This window comes from Sporosarcina sp. USHLN248 (assembly GCF_037144575.1).
Lineage (GTDB): Bacteria > Bacillota > Bacilli > Bacillales_A > Planococcaceae > Sporosarcina > Sporosarcina contaminans.
Window position 1 is genome coordinate 22,332 of record NZ_JBBCZC010000011.1, and the last position, 17,379, is coordinate 39,710.

Consider the following 17,379-nt stretch of genomic DNA (forward strand, 5'->3'; position numbering starts at 1 on the left):
CATTTATCTGTCTGGTGATCGGCTTGTGCAAACGTATATATTTATAATTTCGATGCATTCTAGTGAGTCACATATAGTAATAAGGTTGTGAAGAAACGAGGTGACCAATAGTTTGTTAGCTGAACTCTCAATAAGAAATTTTGCCATTATCGAACAGCTTTCGATTACATTTGATGATGGGCTAACAGTACTGACTGGTGAAACAGGGGCAGGGAAATCGATTATTATTGATGCCGTACAGCTTCTTGCGGGAGGAAGAGGATCGCAGGAGTTTATTCGACATGGTGAAAAGAAAGCTGAGCTTGAGGGCATGTTTACGATTGACGATGATGAGCATCCGGTATTCCAAAGACTTGAAGAATTGGGAATAGAAACAGAGGATGGCACGCTCATTCTTCGCAGAGATATAAATGCTTCAGGCAAAACGACATGCCGAGTAAATGGGAAATTAGTGACAATTGCTATCTTAAGAGAAATTGGTTCTCAATTAATCGATATTCATGGCCAACATGATAACCAAGAATTAATGCAAGAGAAGCGGCATATTCATTTATTGGATCAATTTGCCGGTGAAACCTTCTTGCAATCTTATAAAAATTATATTGACATATATGACCGTTATTCAAAATTAAAGCGTAAGCTAATGACCGCTAATGAAAACGAGCAACAAGTAGCGCAAAGAATTGATTTATATTCGTTCCAGTTAAGAGAAATCGATGAAGCCCAATTAACGATTGGGGAAGAGGAACAATTAGAAGAAGAGAAGATGAAACTTCAGCATTATAATCGATTATTTGAAAGGCTGAATACTGCTTATGAATCCATTAGCGGGGATATGCATGCGCTAGACTGGGTTGGCTCTGCAATGAGTGACTTGGAAGATGCTGCGTCAATCGATAAAGAATTGACAGCTCAATCCGAATTAGTTGCGAATTGTTTTTACGTTCTTCAAGATACGGCTCATGAATTGAAAAATAAAATTGATCGGATGGAATTTGATCCGTCGCGTCTATCATACGTTGAAGACAGGCTGGCACAGCTTCTCACATTAAAAAGAAAATATGGGGCAACGATAGAAGATATCCTTCTGTACCGCGAAAAAATTGCGGAGGACCTTGATCGGCTAATGAATCGTGATGAACGACTTGCTCAAGAACAAGAGCGATTCATACAGCTTCAAAAAGATTTGGAAGTCGAAGCGAATGAACTTTCGATAATCCGAAAAGAGGCAGCTAAGCATTTGGAAGTGGCGATCATGCAACAGCTAAAGGAATTACATATGGAAAAATCCACCTTTAAAGTGGCGGTCGAAAGAAAAGTGGCAAATCAATTTGATCTAAATGGTTTTGATGATGTGACATTTCTTATTTCAACGAATTTGGGAGAGCCATTGAAGCCGCTTGTGAAAATAGCTTCCGGTGGGGAATTGTCAAGAATTATGTTGGCTTTGAAAACAATTTTTTCAAAGCATCAAGGGATCACATCGATTATATTTGACGAAGTGGATACAGGTGTAAGTGGTCGCGTTGCCCAGTCGATTGCCGAACGAATTGCAATGATTGCAACCAATTCGCAAGTTTTATGCATATCGCATTTGCCGCAAGTCGCAGCAATGGCGGATCATCATTTTTTGATTAAAAAAGAAGTGAAAAAAGATCGTACGACAACATCTGTATGTGATATAACAGGAATTGAACGTACTGAAGAACTATCAAGAATGCTGTCGGGAACTGAAATAACACCTTTAACATTGCAGCATGCAGAAGAATTATTATCCATGGCAGAGGAACGTAAAGCTGATTTTCGGTCATAATTTTAGTTTTAACGCATACATATCAATTATGCGCTCCAGACTGTAGACAAAGTACTTTTTTAACTTTGTCTACAGTCATTTTTCGTTTGAGTAAAAAAATGAACTCTGTAACTTGACCAGAAGCGCTTGACGTCTTAAAAAAAATTCGCTGTTTCCTAAACATTATTTGAGCATCGTCCGATACAGGTAAGGTTTACGGAGTAGTAGCGCGTATACATATCAAGTATGCGTTTTTTTGCTTGAAAGTACCTTTCATAAGTTTGCGCTGAACGGACATACCAATAGTACATTTCATCGAGGAGGTGAACTATGGGATGGAGTAGACGTCTGGCGTTTACCGTTTCGTGTGCCGTATTTTTGATTTTTTCATCCTTTACTTCAGCTGCATTTGCTGAGGAGGATACGCTTATTCCAATGGGACATTCCATCGGGATTCAAATGGAGTTGTCCGGCGTATTTGTAACGAATGACGTATTGATCTATGAAGGCCAATGGCTGAAAGCGGGCGATGGAGTCAAAAAAATTGACGAACAATCCATCCATACATTACGTGAATTCGAACAAACGCTACAGGAGAAAAAAGAACGATTTCATTTAACAATCGATCGTAATGGTGAAACTTTGCAGTTTGACGTAAAAAGTGAAACTGTAAAAAGGCTGCTTCCGTTTTTAAAAGACCGCACGGAAGGAACCGGTACGCTGACGTATGTCGATCCACATTCAGGGACATACGGCGCACTTGGCCATCAAATTGTCGATAGTTCCTTGAAATCACCCCCTTCTTTTCGCGAAGGCGCCATTTATCTTTCGGAAATTGAACAAATTAAAAAGAGTGAACCAGGCTCACCAGGTTATAAAATATCTTCCATCGTAAATAACAACGAATATCTTGGTACGATTAAGACGAACGGCATATACGGCATTTTCGGCATGTGGAACGATGCTTATAAGAAAGTGTTAGCCGAACCGTTGAAGATTATGCAGCCAAGTGAATTGCAAACAGGTGATGCAGAAATCTTTACTACGGTAAAAGGTACGGAAGTCGAGTCATTCTCCATCCGAATTACACAAGTCGAGGAAGAGCAATTCCAATTCATTTTGACAGATCCTAAACTATTGGAAACAACAGGCGGCATTTTACAAGGAATGAGCGGAAGTCCTGTCATCCAAAATGGAAAGTTTGTCGGAGCTGTCACTCACATGTTTGTGGATGAACCGAAAAAAGGAGCAGGTCTGTTCCTAATTACGATGAGAAATGGTGAAAAACAGTAAGGAAGAAAAGACTGTTCCATCCGGTATGAGCAGACGGATGGAGCAGTCTTTTTATGTCGATCTTCTGTTGATTGCTGCATAGTTCGTCGAACGTTGACGAAACTATCCTCCATAAGATGTATTTTTAAATATAAGAAAGGGTTTTACAGATAGATGTCGAATTTTTCCTATACGCTGCAAATCAATACGACTAATGCATGAAAATGACCGTAGGGGGAAAAAGAATGGAGAAATTGAAAATTGCAATTGCAGATGACAATAAGGAACTTGTAAAAATGATGGGGGTCTATTTCGAGCAGCATCCGGAACTTGAAGTGATTTGGACAGCTCATAATGGTCGGGTATGCTTAAGCCAATTGAAAGAAGAAATGCCAGATGTGCTTCTTTTAGATATTATTATGCCACATTTAGATGGAATTGCAGTTTTGGAAACGATAAAAGATGATTCAAGTCTTTCCGATTTACAAATTATTATGCTGACAGCTTTCGGTCAGGAAGATGTTATGGCTCAAGCTGGAGGGCTTGGTGCGTCTTATTTTATGCTGAAGCCTTTTGAATTCGATCGGCTCGTCACTCAAATCTTCCAAGTGGCTGGAAAGCAAAAGCAAACGAAGCCGCCAGTGAAAAACAATCAAACTGAGGAGGTTGGTCTCAGTCAAAGAGCTTTGGACACAACAATTACGTCCATTATTAAAGAAATCGGTGTCCCTGCTCATATTAAGGGGTATGCCTTCCTCCGTGAAGCCATCCAGATGGTCTACACAGATGTCGATCTATTAGGATCGGTAACAAAAGTTTTATATCCCGATATCGCAAAAAAGTATAACACGACGCCTTCAAGGGTAGAGCGCGCCATCAGACACGCAATTGAAGTTGCATGGAATCGAGGAAATTATGACGTTATCTCGAAAACTTTTGGCTACACAGTGCATCATTTAAAAAGCAAGCCTACAAATAGTGAGTTTATAGCTATGATAGCTGATAAGATTCGCTTGGAACATATGGCGAGTTAATTCTCTGAATAACCAAATAATCGGCTATCAGGTAAAAATCCTGGTGGCCTTTTTCATTACCCCTGACTTTTCACCTATTTAAGCATTACAGCTATTAAATTTCTGATAATAATACTATAATGAAAGAGCGCAACTGAAAGAGTGAAGGGGTGTTGGCTTTGCTAGTCCAAAATGATTATTTTGATTTATATGTGAGTGGAAACGATGTATTGTTAAAGTTAAAAAAAGCGGGATATCAGCTTAAGTCATTTGACCAAATTACGAAGGAAAATCCGCGAATAAAGATCAGTTCTTTCCCTGCACTTAGGAAAGCGCTTACAGATGTAGGGAATGAAAATTCGATCGGCTCTTATTTACCAGTCATTGAACTACATATATCTCAAGATAAACTGACAGCAGAAATAACATTTAATGTAACTATGGAAGATTTTGAATTAAATAGAGACCAATATATAAAAGATGCAGAAAAACTGTTGGATGATTATGGTGTCGTTTATGGCAGAAAATCTTTGTCTTCAATGAAATTGCTGCCTTTATCTACTGTTATAGTAGCTGAAGGGAAAAAACCGCAAAAAGGTGAAGATGCAAAAATTACATATATCGAAAAACCTGAGCGAAAACCTGTTATAAGGGAAGACGGAATAGCTGATTATTATGAAATGAATTTCGTTACACATATTAAAGAAGGTCAATGGTTAGGAGAAAAGATTCCACCGACAGACGGCATTCCTGGCAGCGATGTATTTGGGAATACAATTGAAGCGCAGCGGGGAGCCGACTCGAAACTTACATATGACCGAAAATCTGTTGTGGAAGTTGAGGAACAGGGAAAGACTGTATTAAAGGCAATGTTTGGAGGAGCATTGGAATTTTTGCCAGGGGATATTGTCAGTGTAGGACAGCATTTAATTATTAATGGAGATGTTGGGCCAGAAACAGGTTCCATAAAATTTGAAGGAGCTGTAACGGTTTATGGAACAGTATTGGCGGGTTATTCAGTTAACGCAGTCGGCGACATTTCGATTGAAGGAAATGAAAGCGTTACGAATGCGAAAGAGATTTGTTCTTCTGAAGGTGATTTATATATAAAAGGCGGCGTCTTCGGCGGAGGTACAACAATAATCGAAGCGCGCGGCGATATTTTTATAAAACATGCAAATAACTGCAAACTTTTCGCGCAAAATATTCATGTCGGCTTCTATATGTTAGGAGCAGATGCAGTAGCGGAACGTATATTTGTTGATAAAAATAAAGGCAAAATCATTGGCGGACATATTGAAGCATTATATCGAATAGAATGCGGATATGCAGGAAACCAGCATGAGAGAATGACTCATCTTCATGCCAAAGGAGTGAATAAAGACTTGATTTACTCTGAAATACAGCAAATGGCTCAAGAATTGAAAGATGTACAAACTACAGTGAGCCATTTGGAACAACAGCTATTGAAAATAGAACAGTTAGGAGCATCCCTTCGAGGAGAACAAGAAGCGGCATATGAAAAACTGAAAGAGACTGTCCAACTAAGCAAAGATAAAATAGTTGAACTTGATCAAGAAATTCAAGCGGGAATGTATAAAATTAGAACAGCAGTACGCCCGCAAATAGAAATATCAAAGGAAGCTTATCCAGGTGTAATTATTCAAATAGGCGATCAATCCACTTCGTTAAATAAAGAAACAAAGGGCGTTTTTGAAGTTGTCGATCATGTCCTTAATGTCTAGACCAATTGTTTTTGCACATAGGGGGGCATCTGCGTACAAATATGAGAATACGATGGATGCTTTTCAGAAAGCGTATGATATGGGAGCAGACGGAATCGAATTGGATGTTCAATTAACTGCAGATGGAGTCCCTGTCGTCATTCATGATTTGAATATGTTTAGAGTAGCGGGTGTGAAGCAAAATATAACGGATATCCATTCATCTGAACTACAGCAGTTAAAAGTTGGAAAAAAGTTTTGGCGAATACTTTTCGGTCACCCGATCCCAACGCTCATTGATGCAATTTTGTTTTGTGAAATGCATCATATGGCGTTGAACATAGAGTTGAAAGAAAGTGTTGCAGAAAATAGAAATTCGATTAAGGAAATAATTGAAAAGGCGTCGATAATAGGAGAACTGCATATATCTTCTTTCGATTACACTTTATTGGAGAACGTGAAGGAAATTGATCAAAAAGTTGAAACTGCTTTGCTTATGAGAAAAAAAGCGGTTGATTGGAATAATTTAAGTAAATATATAGCTGCGGATGGGTTTAATTTCCATAAACGTTTATGGAAGGAACCGTATCTTGGCAATATGGTCAACACGGGAAAAAAGTTGCGAGTCTATGGAGTTACGGGCCATGAGGAAATAGCGAAAAATCCTCCCGCGTTTGTAGATGGATGGATCACTGACTATCCTAACCGCTTCTAAAGCATAAAATAAATAACTGTAAAAGAAGCAGGCGAAGGTTTAATATCTCTTCGCCTGCTTTTCCTATGTCCCGCAATTCATTATTTCTCTTTGAAACGTTCTTGCACTCTACCTTTTCGACGGTCGCGCCGAAGAAGGAAGCCTGCAAAAAAAGCGATTCCGGCACTGAACATAATCAGTCCAACGATGAACTGAAGCCAGATGAACGGAAAAGGGCTAAACAAAATACCAAAAAGTGAATCCCGCATTAGCTTTATGCCGCCTGCTGTAATGAGTATCGGGATTAAAAGAACGATGAAAGCCGCCATTCGAGCCATTTATATCAATCTCCTTAACGTTTTTAATTTTACCTGCTTAACAATGATTGTCAAGAAGTGTGCAATCGTGTATGATAAATATAGATTTGCAAAAGATTGCATGTTATTTAAAGGAGAATGAATATCCTTGCAAAATGTTCTCATTGTCGGGGCAGGCTCGGGTGGAACAACGATTCTGAACCTATTTCTGAAATTGAAATCCATGAATGTCAAAGCAATTGTCGACAAGGATGAACAAGCTCCCGGTTTGCAAATTGCAAGGGAGCATGGTATTTGCACCGGTACGGATTGGAAAGCCTTTTTACGTTCAGACATTCACATTGTCTTTGATGTTACAGGAGATGACACTGTCTTTTCCAATATTATGGAGAATATTCCACCGAACACATTGCTCATTCCAGGGTCGGTAGCGAATGTCATTGTCAGCCTTTTGAAAGAGAATGGCAAATCTATGCAACGCATACAAAATGAAATAGAACGCCAACGCCTTATTTTTAATTCGGTAGACGAGGGGATGATCGGAATAGGTCCTGAAGGCAACATTGACTTTATCAATGAAAGCGCTTGCAGGATGTTGGAAGTTTCTGATAATGAAGCAATCGGGAAACTTATTACCGATGTAATCCCTCAAAGCAAGCTTGTTCGAGTACTGGAATCTGGCACAATTGAATTGAATGAAGAGCTAATTCTACCGAATGGTACAAAAGTAGTCACTTCCCGATATCCGTTGGCATCAAAAGATAATACGATTATTGGTGCGTTTGCAGTTTTTAAAGATGTTACTGAAGTGACCAAATTAGCAGAAGAAATAACCGGCTTAAAGCAAGTGAAAACGATGTTAGAAGCAATCATTCAATCAAGTGACGATGCCATTTCCGTCGTTGATGAAAATGGGATTGGTGTGCTAGTGAACAGAGCATATACGAGAATGACTGGGCTCACACAAGACGAAATCATTGGAAAACCTGCTACAGTTGACATTAATGAAGGCGAAAGCATTCATATGAAAGTGTTGGAAACGAAACAACCAGTACGCGGTGTCAATATGAAAATTGGGGAAGATAATCGAGATGTCATCGTCAATGTTGCGCCGATTATCGTCAATAATCAATTAAAAGGCAGTGTCGGTGTAATTCATGACATAACCGAAATACGTAAGCTGATGAAAGAATTGGATTGGGCAAAAGAAATAATCCGACAACTGGAAGCGACCTATACATTCGCGGATATCCACGGCAATTCCGCAGACATCCATCTATCGATAGAGCAGGCAAAATTAGCTGCTAAATCGGATATTGCAGTATTGTTGCGAGGTGAGGCCGGTACAGGAAAAGAACTGTTTGCAAACGCAATACATAGCGCAAGCGAAAGAAAATCGGGTAAATTCATTCGAGTTAATTGCGGTGCGATCGATTCTTCATTAATGGAAAAAGAACTATTTGGAGAAGGAGAAGTAACCGGTGATCGGATCGGTTTATTGAAAGAAGCAATAAACGGTACGCTCTTTTTAGATGAAGTGACAGCGCTTACAAAACCAGTGCAAATCCGACTATTTGATTATATAAACGGAGGACGCAATGCCCAATTAGAAAGTCAACGGCATGATCATGCACATGTAAGGATTATCGCGGCAACTTCTAAAAATTTAGAGAGAGCAATTCACGAAGGTTCTTTCAATGAGGAACTATACTATGCGCTAAATCGGTTGTCCATCCATATACCACCGCTGCGTAGCCGCAAATCAGACATAATGGAAATTGTCAATCATTTGCTCGTTAAGTTAAATCAGGAATTCGGCATGAATGTGGAAGCATTGTCAGCTGCTGCTAAGGAAAGACTACGCCAACATGATTGGCCAGGAAATGTCCGTGAATTAGAAAACGTTCTTAGCCGTGCGATGATCTATATGAAACCCAATTCTGTTATTATTGATGAGGAAGATATTAAACGTTCATTGCAGACAATCGGTACAAATTCAGAAGATAACGTGCTTCCCGAAAAGAGCTCGCTTACGTCCATTATGGATGATTACGAAAAATCTATATTGGAAAAAGCATTGGAAGAGCATGATGGCAATAAATCCTTAACAGCTAACCGGCTCGGCATTTCATTACGTTCCTTGTATTATAAAATGGAGAAGCACAAACTTATATAGAAGAAGGTGTTGTCATGACAACTTTGGATGAACTGATTGAAAAGTCCTCCATGAAAGATCCGCCAATCGTAGCTGTTGCGTCTGCCGCAGATCGTGAAGTGCTTGAAGCGATTGAAATAGCAGTGCAAAAAGGGATAGCACACTTTCTACTGTTCGCTCAAGAGGCGGAACTACAACAACTCATAACAGAAAAGTTCCCACGACTGTTAAACCAGCACGGGGTATCCTTCCGAAACACGACAACAGTTGAGGAAGCTGCGGAGCATGCTGTCAAAGCTGTATCGACTGGAGAAGCGCATGTGTTAATGAAAGGGAATTTACCGACAGCAGTTATTTTAAAAGCGGTGTTAAATAAACAATATGGCTTGCGGACGAATAGTATCTTGTCACATGTTGCTGCTTTTGAAGTACAAGGGTACGACAAGTTGTTATTCGTAACGGATGCTGCCATGAATATTGCACCTGATCTTGAAGCGAAAGCGCAAATTATTCAAAATGCGGTTTCTGTCGCAAAGGCTTGCGGCGTAGAAATGCCAATTGTCGCTCCGCTCTGTGCAGTTGAAACAGTCAATCCGGCAATGCAGCCAACGATTGACGCTGCAGCGCTTGTCGCAATGAACAATAGGGGACAAATAAAGGATTGCATAGTTGACGGTCCATTGGCTCTTGATAATGCCATTTCTTTAGAAGCTGCTGAGCAAAAAGGGATCCGCAACGGTACGGCAGGCAAAGCAGACATTTTAGCAGTACCGAATATAGAAGCGGGCAATATTCTTTATAAATCGCTTATGTATTTCGCGGGAGCTAAAGTAGGAGCAGTAATTGCCGGTGCAAAAGCACCAATTGTGCTAACGTCTAGGGCGGATAGCGCAGAAAGCAAATTGTATTCACTCGCGGTTGCAATTCAAACAGCTTCATTATCAAAATAAAAAATAATTTGTATGAATTATAGGAGGAATAACAACATGGAAATCTTTAAATATATGGAAACTCACGATTACGAACAACTTGTCATTTGCCAAGACAAAACTTCTGGATTGAAAGCAATCATCGCAATTCACGATACGACTTTGGGCCCTGCTTTAGGTGGGACACGTATGTGGACGTATGCAAGTGAAGAAGAAGCGATTGAAGATGCTCTCCGCCTTGCGAAAGGTATGACGTACAAAAACGCAGCTGCTGGTCTAAACTTAGGGGGCGGTAAAACCGTTATTATCGGTGATCCGAAGAAAGATAAAAACGAAGAAATGTTCCGGGCGTTCGGTCGTTACATCGAAGGCTTGAACGGCAGATACATTACAGCGGAAGATGTAGGCACGACGGAAGAAGACATGGACTTAATCCACTTGGAAACAGATTATGTAACAGGCGTCTCTGCAGAATTTGGTTCTTCAGGAAATCCGTCCCCAGTAACAGCTTACGGTGTATATAAAGGCATGAAAGCAGCTGCAAAAGAAGCATTCGGTGATGATTCTTTAAAGGGCAAAACTGTTGCTGTCCAAGGAGTCGGAAATGTCGCATATACACTTTGCGAATACTTGCACGAAGAAGGCGCGAAATTGATCGTGACGGACATTAACAAAGATGCTGTTCGCCGTGCAGTAGAAGCTTTCGGAGCAATTGCAGTCGAAGCTGATGAAATTTACTCACAAGATGCAGATATTTTTGCACCATGTGCACTTGGAGCAATTATTAACGATGAAACGATTCCACAATTAAAATGCAAAGTCATTGCAGGATCTGCGAATAACCAACTAAAAGACCCTGAACACGGAGATCGCATCCATGAAATGGGCATCGTTTACGCACCTGATTATGTCATCAATTCCGGTGGTGTAATTAATGTCGCAGATGAACTAGCTGGCTACAATCGCGAGCGCGCAATGAAACGCGTAGCAGGTATTTACGACACGATCGAACAAATCTTTGCAATTTCAAAACGTGATAATATTCCTTCCTATGTTGCGGCAGACCGTCTAGCGGAAGAAAGGATTGCACGTGTAGCAAAATCAAGAGGCCAATTTTTACAAAATGCAAAAAGCGTACTTTCACGCAAAAAATAATACAGTCGGGAGGGATAATCTTGCACGATCAAATCTATAAAATTTTGATCATTAATCCAGGATCCACATCGACGAAAATTGGTGTGTTCAACAACGAAACACTCATCCTTGAAAGCACATTGAGACATTCTTCGGAGGAGCTTGCGGATTATCCCGCTGTCATTGATCAATACCACTTCAGGAAAAAGGCAATTTTATCAACGCTTGAAAAAGAAGGAATTCGGTTGGATGAATTGTCGGCTGTATGTGGTAGAGGCGGCCTTCTGCGACCGATTTCTGGCGGCACTTATGAAGTGAATGAAGCTATGTTGAAAGATTTGCGAAAAGGGTATTCAGGCCAGCATGCCTCAAACTTAGGTGGCATTATAGCAAATGAAATTGCCATTGAGTTAGGTGTAAAAGCATTCATCGTCGACCCTGTTGTCGTCGATGAATTGCAGCCGATTGCACGTATTTCTGGGTTTTCGCACATTGATCGTAAATCGATCTTTCACGCATTAAATCAAAAAGCAGTAGCAAGGCGATACGCCAAACAGATCGAAAAACGTTACGACGAATTAAGGTTGATTGTCGTGCATATGGGCGGAGGGATTACTGTAGGCTGCCATGAATACGGTAAAGTGATCGATGTGAACAATGGTTTGCATGGAGATGGCCCGTTCAGCCCTGAGCGAGCAGGAACTGTCCCAGCCGGCGATTTAATCGATTTATGCTTTTCAGGTAAATACTACCGTGATGAAATCATGTCGATGTTAGTAGGCTCTGGCGGGCTTGTCGGCTACTTAGGGACAAATGACGCAGTGAAGGTAGAAAAGAGAATTGAAAACGGCGATGAAAATGCAAAGCTATTATACGAAGCTATGGCGTACCAAGTAGCAAAAGAGATTGGCAGCGCCTCAGCTGTATTATCTGGGAAAGTCGATGCAATTCTTTTGACGGGCGGTCTTGCTTACGGAAAAGGCTTCATCGAATCAATCAAATCGAGGATTGATTGGATTGCCGATGTACATACCTATCCGGGAGAAGATGAATTGCAAGCATTATCGGAAGGCGCATTGCGTGTTTTAACCGGAGAAGAACAAGCAAAAATCTATCCGGCTTGATCGGATAGCGTGAAGGAGGCCATATAGGATGGCTCAAGAATATGATGTAGTTATTTTAGGCGGAGGTACAGGAGGTTATGTAGCTGCTATCCGTGCAGCTCAATTAGGTTTGAAAACCGCTTTGGTTGAAAAGGATGCGTTAGGTGGAACATGTCTCCATAGAGGTTGCATCCCGAGTAAAGCGCTATTAAAAAGCGCCGAAGTGTATCAACTGGCAAAAGAAAAGGCATCGTATTTCGGGGTTGAGACTTCGGGTGCTTCTTTGAATTTCGCAAGGGTGCAACAACGGAAAACAGAAATTGTCGAACAACTCCATAAAGGCGTTACAGCGCTTATGAAAAAAGGGAAAATCGACGTTTATGAAGGATTAGGGAGAATGTTAGGTCCATCGATCTTCTCACCAATGCCAGGTACCATCTCTGTTGAAATGAACAACGGAGAAGAAAATGAAATGTTAGTTTTAAAAAATCTGATCATCGCAACAGGGTCCCGTCCACGCACTTTGGAAGGACTTAAGATCGATGAACATCAAATCCTTTCATCTGACGGCGCACTTGCAATGGAACAATTACCAAAGTCAATGGTTATTGTCGGAGGCGGTGTTATCGGAATTGAATGGGCTTCGATGCTAAATGATTTTGGCGTTGAGGTGACGGTCATTGAATACGCTGACCGAATTTTGCCTACTGAAGATGCAGATGTTTCAAAGGAAATGAAAAAACTGCTTACGAAAAAAGGCATCAAATTTGCAGTCAATGCTAAAGTATTGCCTGAAACCCTAGTTAAAACAGATGAATCCGTCACGATCTCCGCTGAAATCAATGGAGAGAAGAAGGAATTCAGTGCAGAAAAAATGTTAGTGTCTGTAGGGCGACAAGCGAATACTGAAGGTATCGGGATTGAAAACACTGAAATTGAAATTGACCGCGGCTTCATTCAAACAAAGGCTACTTTCCAAACGAAAGAAAGCCATATTTATGCGATCGGTGATTGTATTGGTGGACTACAATTAGCTCATGTCGCTTCACATGAAGGGATTGCGGCTGTAGAACATATTGCAGGTATCGACCGTGAACCGATCAATTATACAAATGTATCCAGATGCATTTACTCCAGTCCTGAAGCGGCCAGTGTTGGTTTAACGGAAGCACAGGCGAAGGATAAAGGATTCAATGTAAAAGTTGGCAAGTTTCCGTTTGCAGCAATTGGCAAAGCGTTGGTGAATGGAAATTCTGATGGATTTGTTAAAATAATCGCCGACAAAGAAACAGACGATCTTTTAGGGATCCATATGATCGGCAGCCATGTAACTGATTTAATCTCAGAAGCTGGTCTTGCAATGGTCTTAGATGCAACACCTTGGGAGGTAGCGTCCACTATTCATCCGCATCCATCATTGTCTGAGGTGATAGGTGAAGCGGCACTTGCCGTTGATGGCATTGCCATTCATATGTAAGATGTTGTTGTAATTTTTAACCTATATGAAGGGGGATTAAAAAATGGCCCAAACACGTCATGAAGAACTTGGATTAACAAATGATGATGTATTGCAAATATACGAGACAATGGTCATGGCACGTCGCTTGGATGAGCGGATGTGGTTATTGAACAGAGCGGGGAAAATCCCATTTGTCATATCCTGTCAAGGGCAGGAAGCAGCTCAGGCAGGTGCTGCTTATGCACTTAATAAAGAGAAGGATTGGATTGCCCCTTACTACCGCGATATGGGTGTTGTATTGCATTTTGGCATGACACCGAAAGAATTGATGCTATCCGCATTCGCAAAAGCGGAAGATCCGAACTCTGGTGGCCGTCAAATGCCAGGGCATTTCGGACAGCGTAAAAATCGTATTTTGACAGGCTCTTCACCGGTAACAACTCAATTACCGCACGCAGTTGGTGTAGCATTGGCTGCAAAAATGAAAAAAGAGGATTTCATCACTTTTGTAACTTTAGGGGAAGGCTCTTCAAACCAAGGAGATTTCCATGAAGGGATGAACTTTGCAGGCGTTCATAAATTGCCTACTGTTGTCATGGTTGAAAACAATAAATATGCCATTTCAGTCCCTCTTGAAAAACAATTGGCATGTGAACATGTTTCAGAGCGCGCTGTTGGATATGGTATGCCTGGTGTAACAGTGGATGGAACAGATCCACTTGAAGTTTATAAAGTCGTTAAAGAGGCAGCTGATCGTGCGCGCAGCGGCGAAGGCCCGAGCTTAGTAGAAGCAGTTTGCTATCGGCTGACCGCACACTCGTCTGACGATGACCATCGTTTATACCGTGATGCAGAAGAGCTTGAACAAGAAAGAAAATTAGACCCGATTCCTAAATTTGCCGCATATTTAAAAGAAGTCGGCGTTTTAAGCGACGAATCGGAAAAAGAAATGGATGATCGCATTATGGCGATCGTCAATGAAGCGACAGAATATGCGGAACAAGCACCGTATGCTGAACCGGAATACGCGCTTCGCCATGTCTATAAAGAGGAAGAGGTGGGCGAATAATGGCTGTTATGTCCTATATCGATGCGATTACATTAGCTATGAAAGAAGAAATGGAACGTGATGAAAACGTATTCGTCTTAGGGGAGGACGTTGGTCGAAAAGGCGGTGTCTTCAAGGCGACAACCGGATTATACGACCAGTTTGGGGAGTATCGCGCACTTGATACGCCACTTGCAGAATCAGCGATTGCCGGTGTTGGAATTGGCGCAGCCATGTACGGCATGCGTCCGATCGCAGAAATGCAATTTGCAGATTTCATCATGCCTGCTGTCAACCAAATTGTTTCTGAAGCGGCAAAAATCCGCTATCGTTCGAACAATGACTGGTCATGCCCAATTGTCATTCGTGCACCATTCGGAGGCGGAATCCACGGAGCGCTTTACCATTCACAATCAGTTGAATCAATGTTCGCAAGCACCCCTGGATTAAAAATTATCATCCCATCTACACCATATGATGCTAAAGGGTTATTGAAAGCGGCAATTCGTGATGATGATCCGGTGTTATTTTTTGAACACAAACGTGCATACCGTCTCATTAAAGGTGAAGTGCCTGAAGATGATTACGTATTGCCGATCGGAAAAGCGGATGTGAAACGTGAAGGAGACGATATTACGATCATTACCTATGGTTTATGTGTCCATTTCGCATTGCAAGCGGCAGAGAGACTTGCTGAAGACGGAATTTCAGCTCACGTTTTAGACTTGCGAACGGTTTATCCGTTAGATAAAGAGGCAATCGTTGAAGCCGCATCCAAAACAGGAAAAGTATTGCTTGTGACGGAGGACAACTTAGAAGGAAGCATCATGAGCGAAGTGTCTGCCATCATTGCCGAGCATTGCCTGTTTGAATTAGATGCACCGATTAAGCGGTTGGCAGGACCAGATGTTCCTGCAATGCCTTACGCACCGACAATGGAGAAATTTTTCATGGTCAATCCGGAAAAAGTTGAAAAGGCTGCAAGGGAGCTCGCAGAATTTTAATGCGTCAAGCGAAGGGATTGTCCCATGGCAATATGACAATTTGTTTGGCTGGAAAGCCCTCTAACAACCAATCGCCTAAGATTACGGAGATAGGGTATGCTAAATCATTATGATGCATAGGCGATGGTTCGCTTCCGATGCAAAACCTGTAGGACATACATCAATTCAAAATCTGGACGCAATTATGCTAAGGCATAATTGATTCGGAGAGGTGGTAAAGAGAATGGCAATTGAAAATATTGAAATGCCCAAATTAGGGGAAAGTGTCACCGAAGGAACGATCGAGAAATGGCTCGTTAAAGTAGGGGATACTGTAAATAAGTACGATCCTTTAGCAGAAGTGAATACAGATAAAGTGACTGCTGAAATTCCATCGTCCTTTTCAGGAAAAATTACTGAGATCATCGTAAATGAAGGCGAAACGGTCGAAGTAGGCGTCATCGTTTGCAAAATCGAAGTAGAGGGTGGAGCAGCTTCGGCTGAGCAGGCAGAAGCATCGCCAGTGAAAGACGAACCGGCTAACGAGATGCCTGCCGCTGGATCTCAAAAACCTGCTTCTCCACTTAAAAAACAAAATGGCGGTGCTCGCTATTCACCTGCAGTTATGCGTTTGGCTCAAGAACATGGCATTGATTTGGCGTTAGTATCAGGTTCAGGACGTGATGGAAGGATTACTCGCAAGGATTTGATGTCAATTATTGAAAGCGGTACTATTCCGACAGCTGCTGAACAGCCAAAACAAGCGGTATCAGCTCCGAAGCAATCGGTTGAAACAGCGCCGAAAGCTGCGCCAACGCACAAATCCGAACCGGTACATGTTGAGTCGGCAGCTGGTGATATCGAGATTCCGGTAACGGGCGTCCGTCGTGCAATTGCGAATAATATGCTTAAATCTAAACATGAAGCACCGCACGCATGGACAATGATTGAAGTCGATGTTACAAACATGGTGCAATATCGTGATTCATTGAAAAATGAGTTCAAACAAAAAGAAGGCTTCAATTTAACTTATTTTGCTTTCTTTGTAAAAGCTGTTGCACAAGCATTGAAAGAATTCCCTATGATGAATTCAATGTGGGCTGGAGATAAAATCATCCAAAAGAAAGACATTAACATTTCAATTGCAGTCGCAACAGAAGATGCTCTTTTCGTACCAGTCATTAAACATGCCGATGAAAAAACGATTAAAGGGATCGCTCGTGAAATTAATGAATTGGCTGCAAAAGTACGTTCAGGCAAGTTGAAGTCGGATGAAATGGCAGGCGGCACTTTCACTGTCAATAACACCGGATCATTCGGTTCAGTGCAATCAATGGGTATTATCAATTACCCACAAGCTGCTATTTTGCAAGTCGAGTCAATCGTCAAACGCCCTGTCATAATGCAAGGCGGAATGATTGCTGCACGCGATATGGTTAATCTTTGCTTATCTCTTGATCATCGCGTATTGGACGGCTTAGTTGCCGGTCGCTTCCTATCGCGCGTCAAAGAAATCTTAGAACAGACAACCGCTGAAAACACATCTGTTTATTAATGAAAAAAGCAGCCTTTTGCATAGTGGCTGCTTTCTTTCATTTACGAAGCACAAGCTCTTTTATTCATTAGTCATACTTATTTTCACTTTCAATCAAATGCATGTTTCGATACACTAATTATATAAACAATTGCATTTTTACATAAATACGTTTCATTTCGATCATATCGTAGTAATTTTACATTTTCTGAAAGGGGCATG

At 41.3% G+C, this 17,379-nt stretch carries 14 protein-coding genes; 13 read left to right on the top strand and 1 reads right to left on the bottom strand.

From position 1 onward, the window contains the following. Positions 1–112 precede the first annotated feature (112 nt). The 5 genes from recN to WFH04_RS06275 all read left to right on the top strand — a co-directional run bounded on the left by recN (position 113) and on the right by WFH04_RS06275 (position 6,516). Positions 113–1,813 (top strand): DNA repair protein RecN, encoded by a 1,701-nt coding sequence (gene recN, locus WFH04_RS06255; RefSeq protein ID WP_336823206.1) that lies wholly within the window; start codon positions 113–115, stop codon positions 1,811–1,813. A 309-nt stretch (positions 1,814–2,122) separates the two neighbouring features. Further along, positions 2,123–3,085: a SpoIVB peptidase S55 domain-containing protein gene (locus WFH04_RS06260; protein ID WP_336823207.1), complete on the top strand. Its 963-nt coding sequence runs from the start codon at positions 2,123–2,125 to the stop codon at positions 3,083–3,085. A 224-nt stretch (positions 3,086–3,309) separates the two neighbouring features. Further along, on the top strand, positions 3,310–4,098 hold the full coding sequence (spo0A, locus tag WFH04_RS06265; RefSeq protein ID WP_336823208.1) for a sporulation transcription factor Spo0A: 789 nt from the start codon (positions 3,310–3,312) through the stop codon (positions 4,096–4,098). A 158-nt stretch (positions 4,099–4,256) separates the two neighbouring features. Beyond that, positions 4,257–5,822, top strand: a complete 1,566-nt coding sequence (locus WFH04_RS06270) for a FapA family protein (RefSeq protein WP_336823209.1) — start codon at positions 4,257–4,259, stop codon at positions 5,820–5,822. Then, positions 5,806–6,516, top strand: a complete 711-nt coding sequence (locus WFH04_RS06275; RefSeq protein WP_336823262.1) for a glycerophosphodiester phosphodiesterase — start codon at positions 5,806–5,808, stop codon at positions 6,514–6,516. Before WFH04_RS06270 ends, WFH04_RS06275 begins: the two co-directional genes overlap by 17 nt. Positions 6,517–6,596: 80 nt before the next feature. Here the strand turns inward: WFH04_RS06275 and WFH04_RS06280 are convergent, their stop codons facing one another. Next, a complete protein-coding gene (locus WFH04_RS06280) occupies positions 6,597–6,833 on the bottom strand; it encodes a DUF2627 domain-containing protein (RefSeq protein WP_336823210.1) in 237 nt (78 codons plus the stop codon). Between the two features lie 127 nt (positions 6,834–6,960). Here WFH04_RS06280 and WFH04_RS06285 point away from each other — a divergent pair, with 127 nt between their 5' ends. The 8 genes from WFH04_RS06285 (at position 6,961) to WFH04_RS06320 (ending at position 17,178) form a co-directional block, all read left to right on the top strand. Next, the gene (locus WFH04_RS06285) at positions 6,961–8,988 is read left to right on the top strand and encodes a sigma 54-interacting transcriptional regulator (protein WP_336823211.1); all 2,028 of its coding nucleotides are present in this window, start codon (positions 6,961–6,963) and stop codon (positions 8,986–8,988) included. A 14-nt stretch (positions 8,989–9,002) separates the two neighbouring features. Continuing rightward, positions 9,003–9,917, top strand: coding sequence for a phosphate butyryltransferase (gene yqiS, locus WFH04_RS06290; RefSeq protein WP_336823212.1), 915 nt, complete (start codon positions 9,003–9,005; stop codon positions 9,915–9,917). A 36-nt stretch (positions 9,918–9,953) separates the two neighbouring features. Beyond that, a complete protein-coding gene (gene bcd, locus WFH04_RS06295; protein WP_336823213.1) occupies positions 9,954–11,051 on the top strand; it encodes a branched-chain amino acid dehydrogenase in 1,098 nt (365 codons plus the stop codon). Between the two features lie 20 nt (positions 11,052–11,071). Then, the gene (gene buk, locus WFH04_RS06300; protein ID WP_336823214.1) at positions 11,072–12,154 is read left to right on the top strand and encodes a butyrate kinase; all 1,083 of its coding nucleotides are present in this window, start codon (positions 11,072–11,074) and stop codon (positions 12,152–12,154) included. 28 nt (positions 12,155–12,182) lie between these two features. Beyond that, positions 12,183–13,610 (top strand): dihydrolipoyl dehydrogenase, encoded by a 1,428-nt coding sequence (lpdA, locus tag WFH04_RS06305; RefSeq protein ID WP_336823215.1) that lies wholly within the window; start codon positions 12,183–12,185, stop codon positions 13,608–13,610. A gap of 43 nt (positions 13,611–13,653) precedes the next feature. Beyond that, entirely contained in the window at positions 13,654–14,661 is a 1,008-nt protein-coding gene (locus WFH04_RS06310; protein WP_336823216.1) for a thiamine pyrophosphate-dependent dehydrogenase E1 component subunit alpha, read from the top strand. Continuing rightward, positions 14,661–15,644 (top strand): alpha-ketoacid dehydrogenase subunit beta, encoded by a 984-nt coding sequence (locus WFH04_RS06315; protein WP_336823217.1) that lies wholly within the window; start codon positions 14,661–14,663, stop codon positions 15,642–15,644. The genes WFH04_RS06310 and WFH04_RS06315 overlap by 1 nt, the downstream gene beginning before the upstream one ends. Positions 15,645–15,867: 223 nt before the next feature. Then, positions 15,868–17,178, top strand: coding sequence for a dihydrolipoamide acetyltransferase family protein (locus tag WFH04_RS06320; protein ID WP_336823218.1), 1,311 nt, complete (start codon positions 15,868–15,870; stop codon positions 17,176–17,178). Positions 17,179–17,379 lie beyond the last annotated feature (201 nt).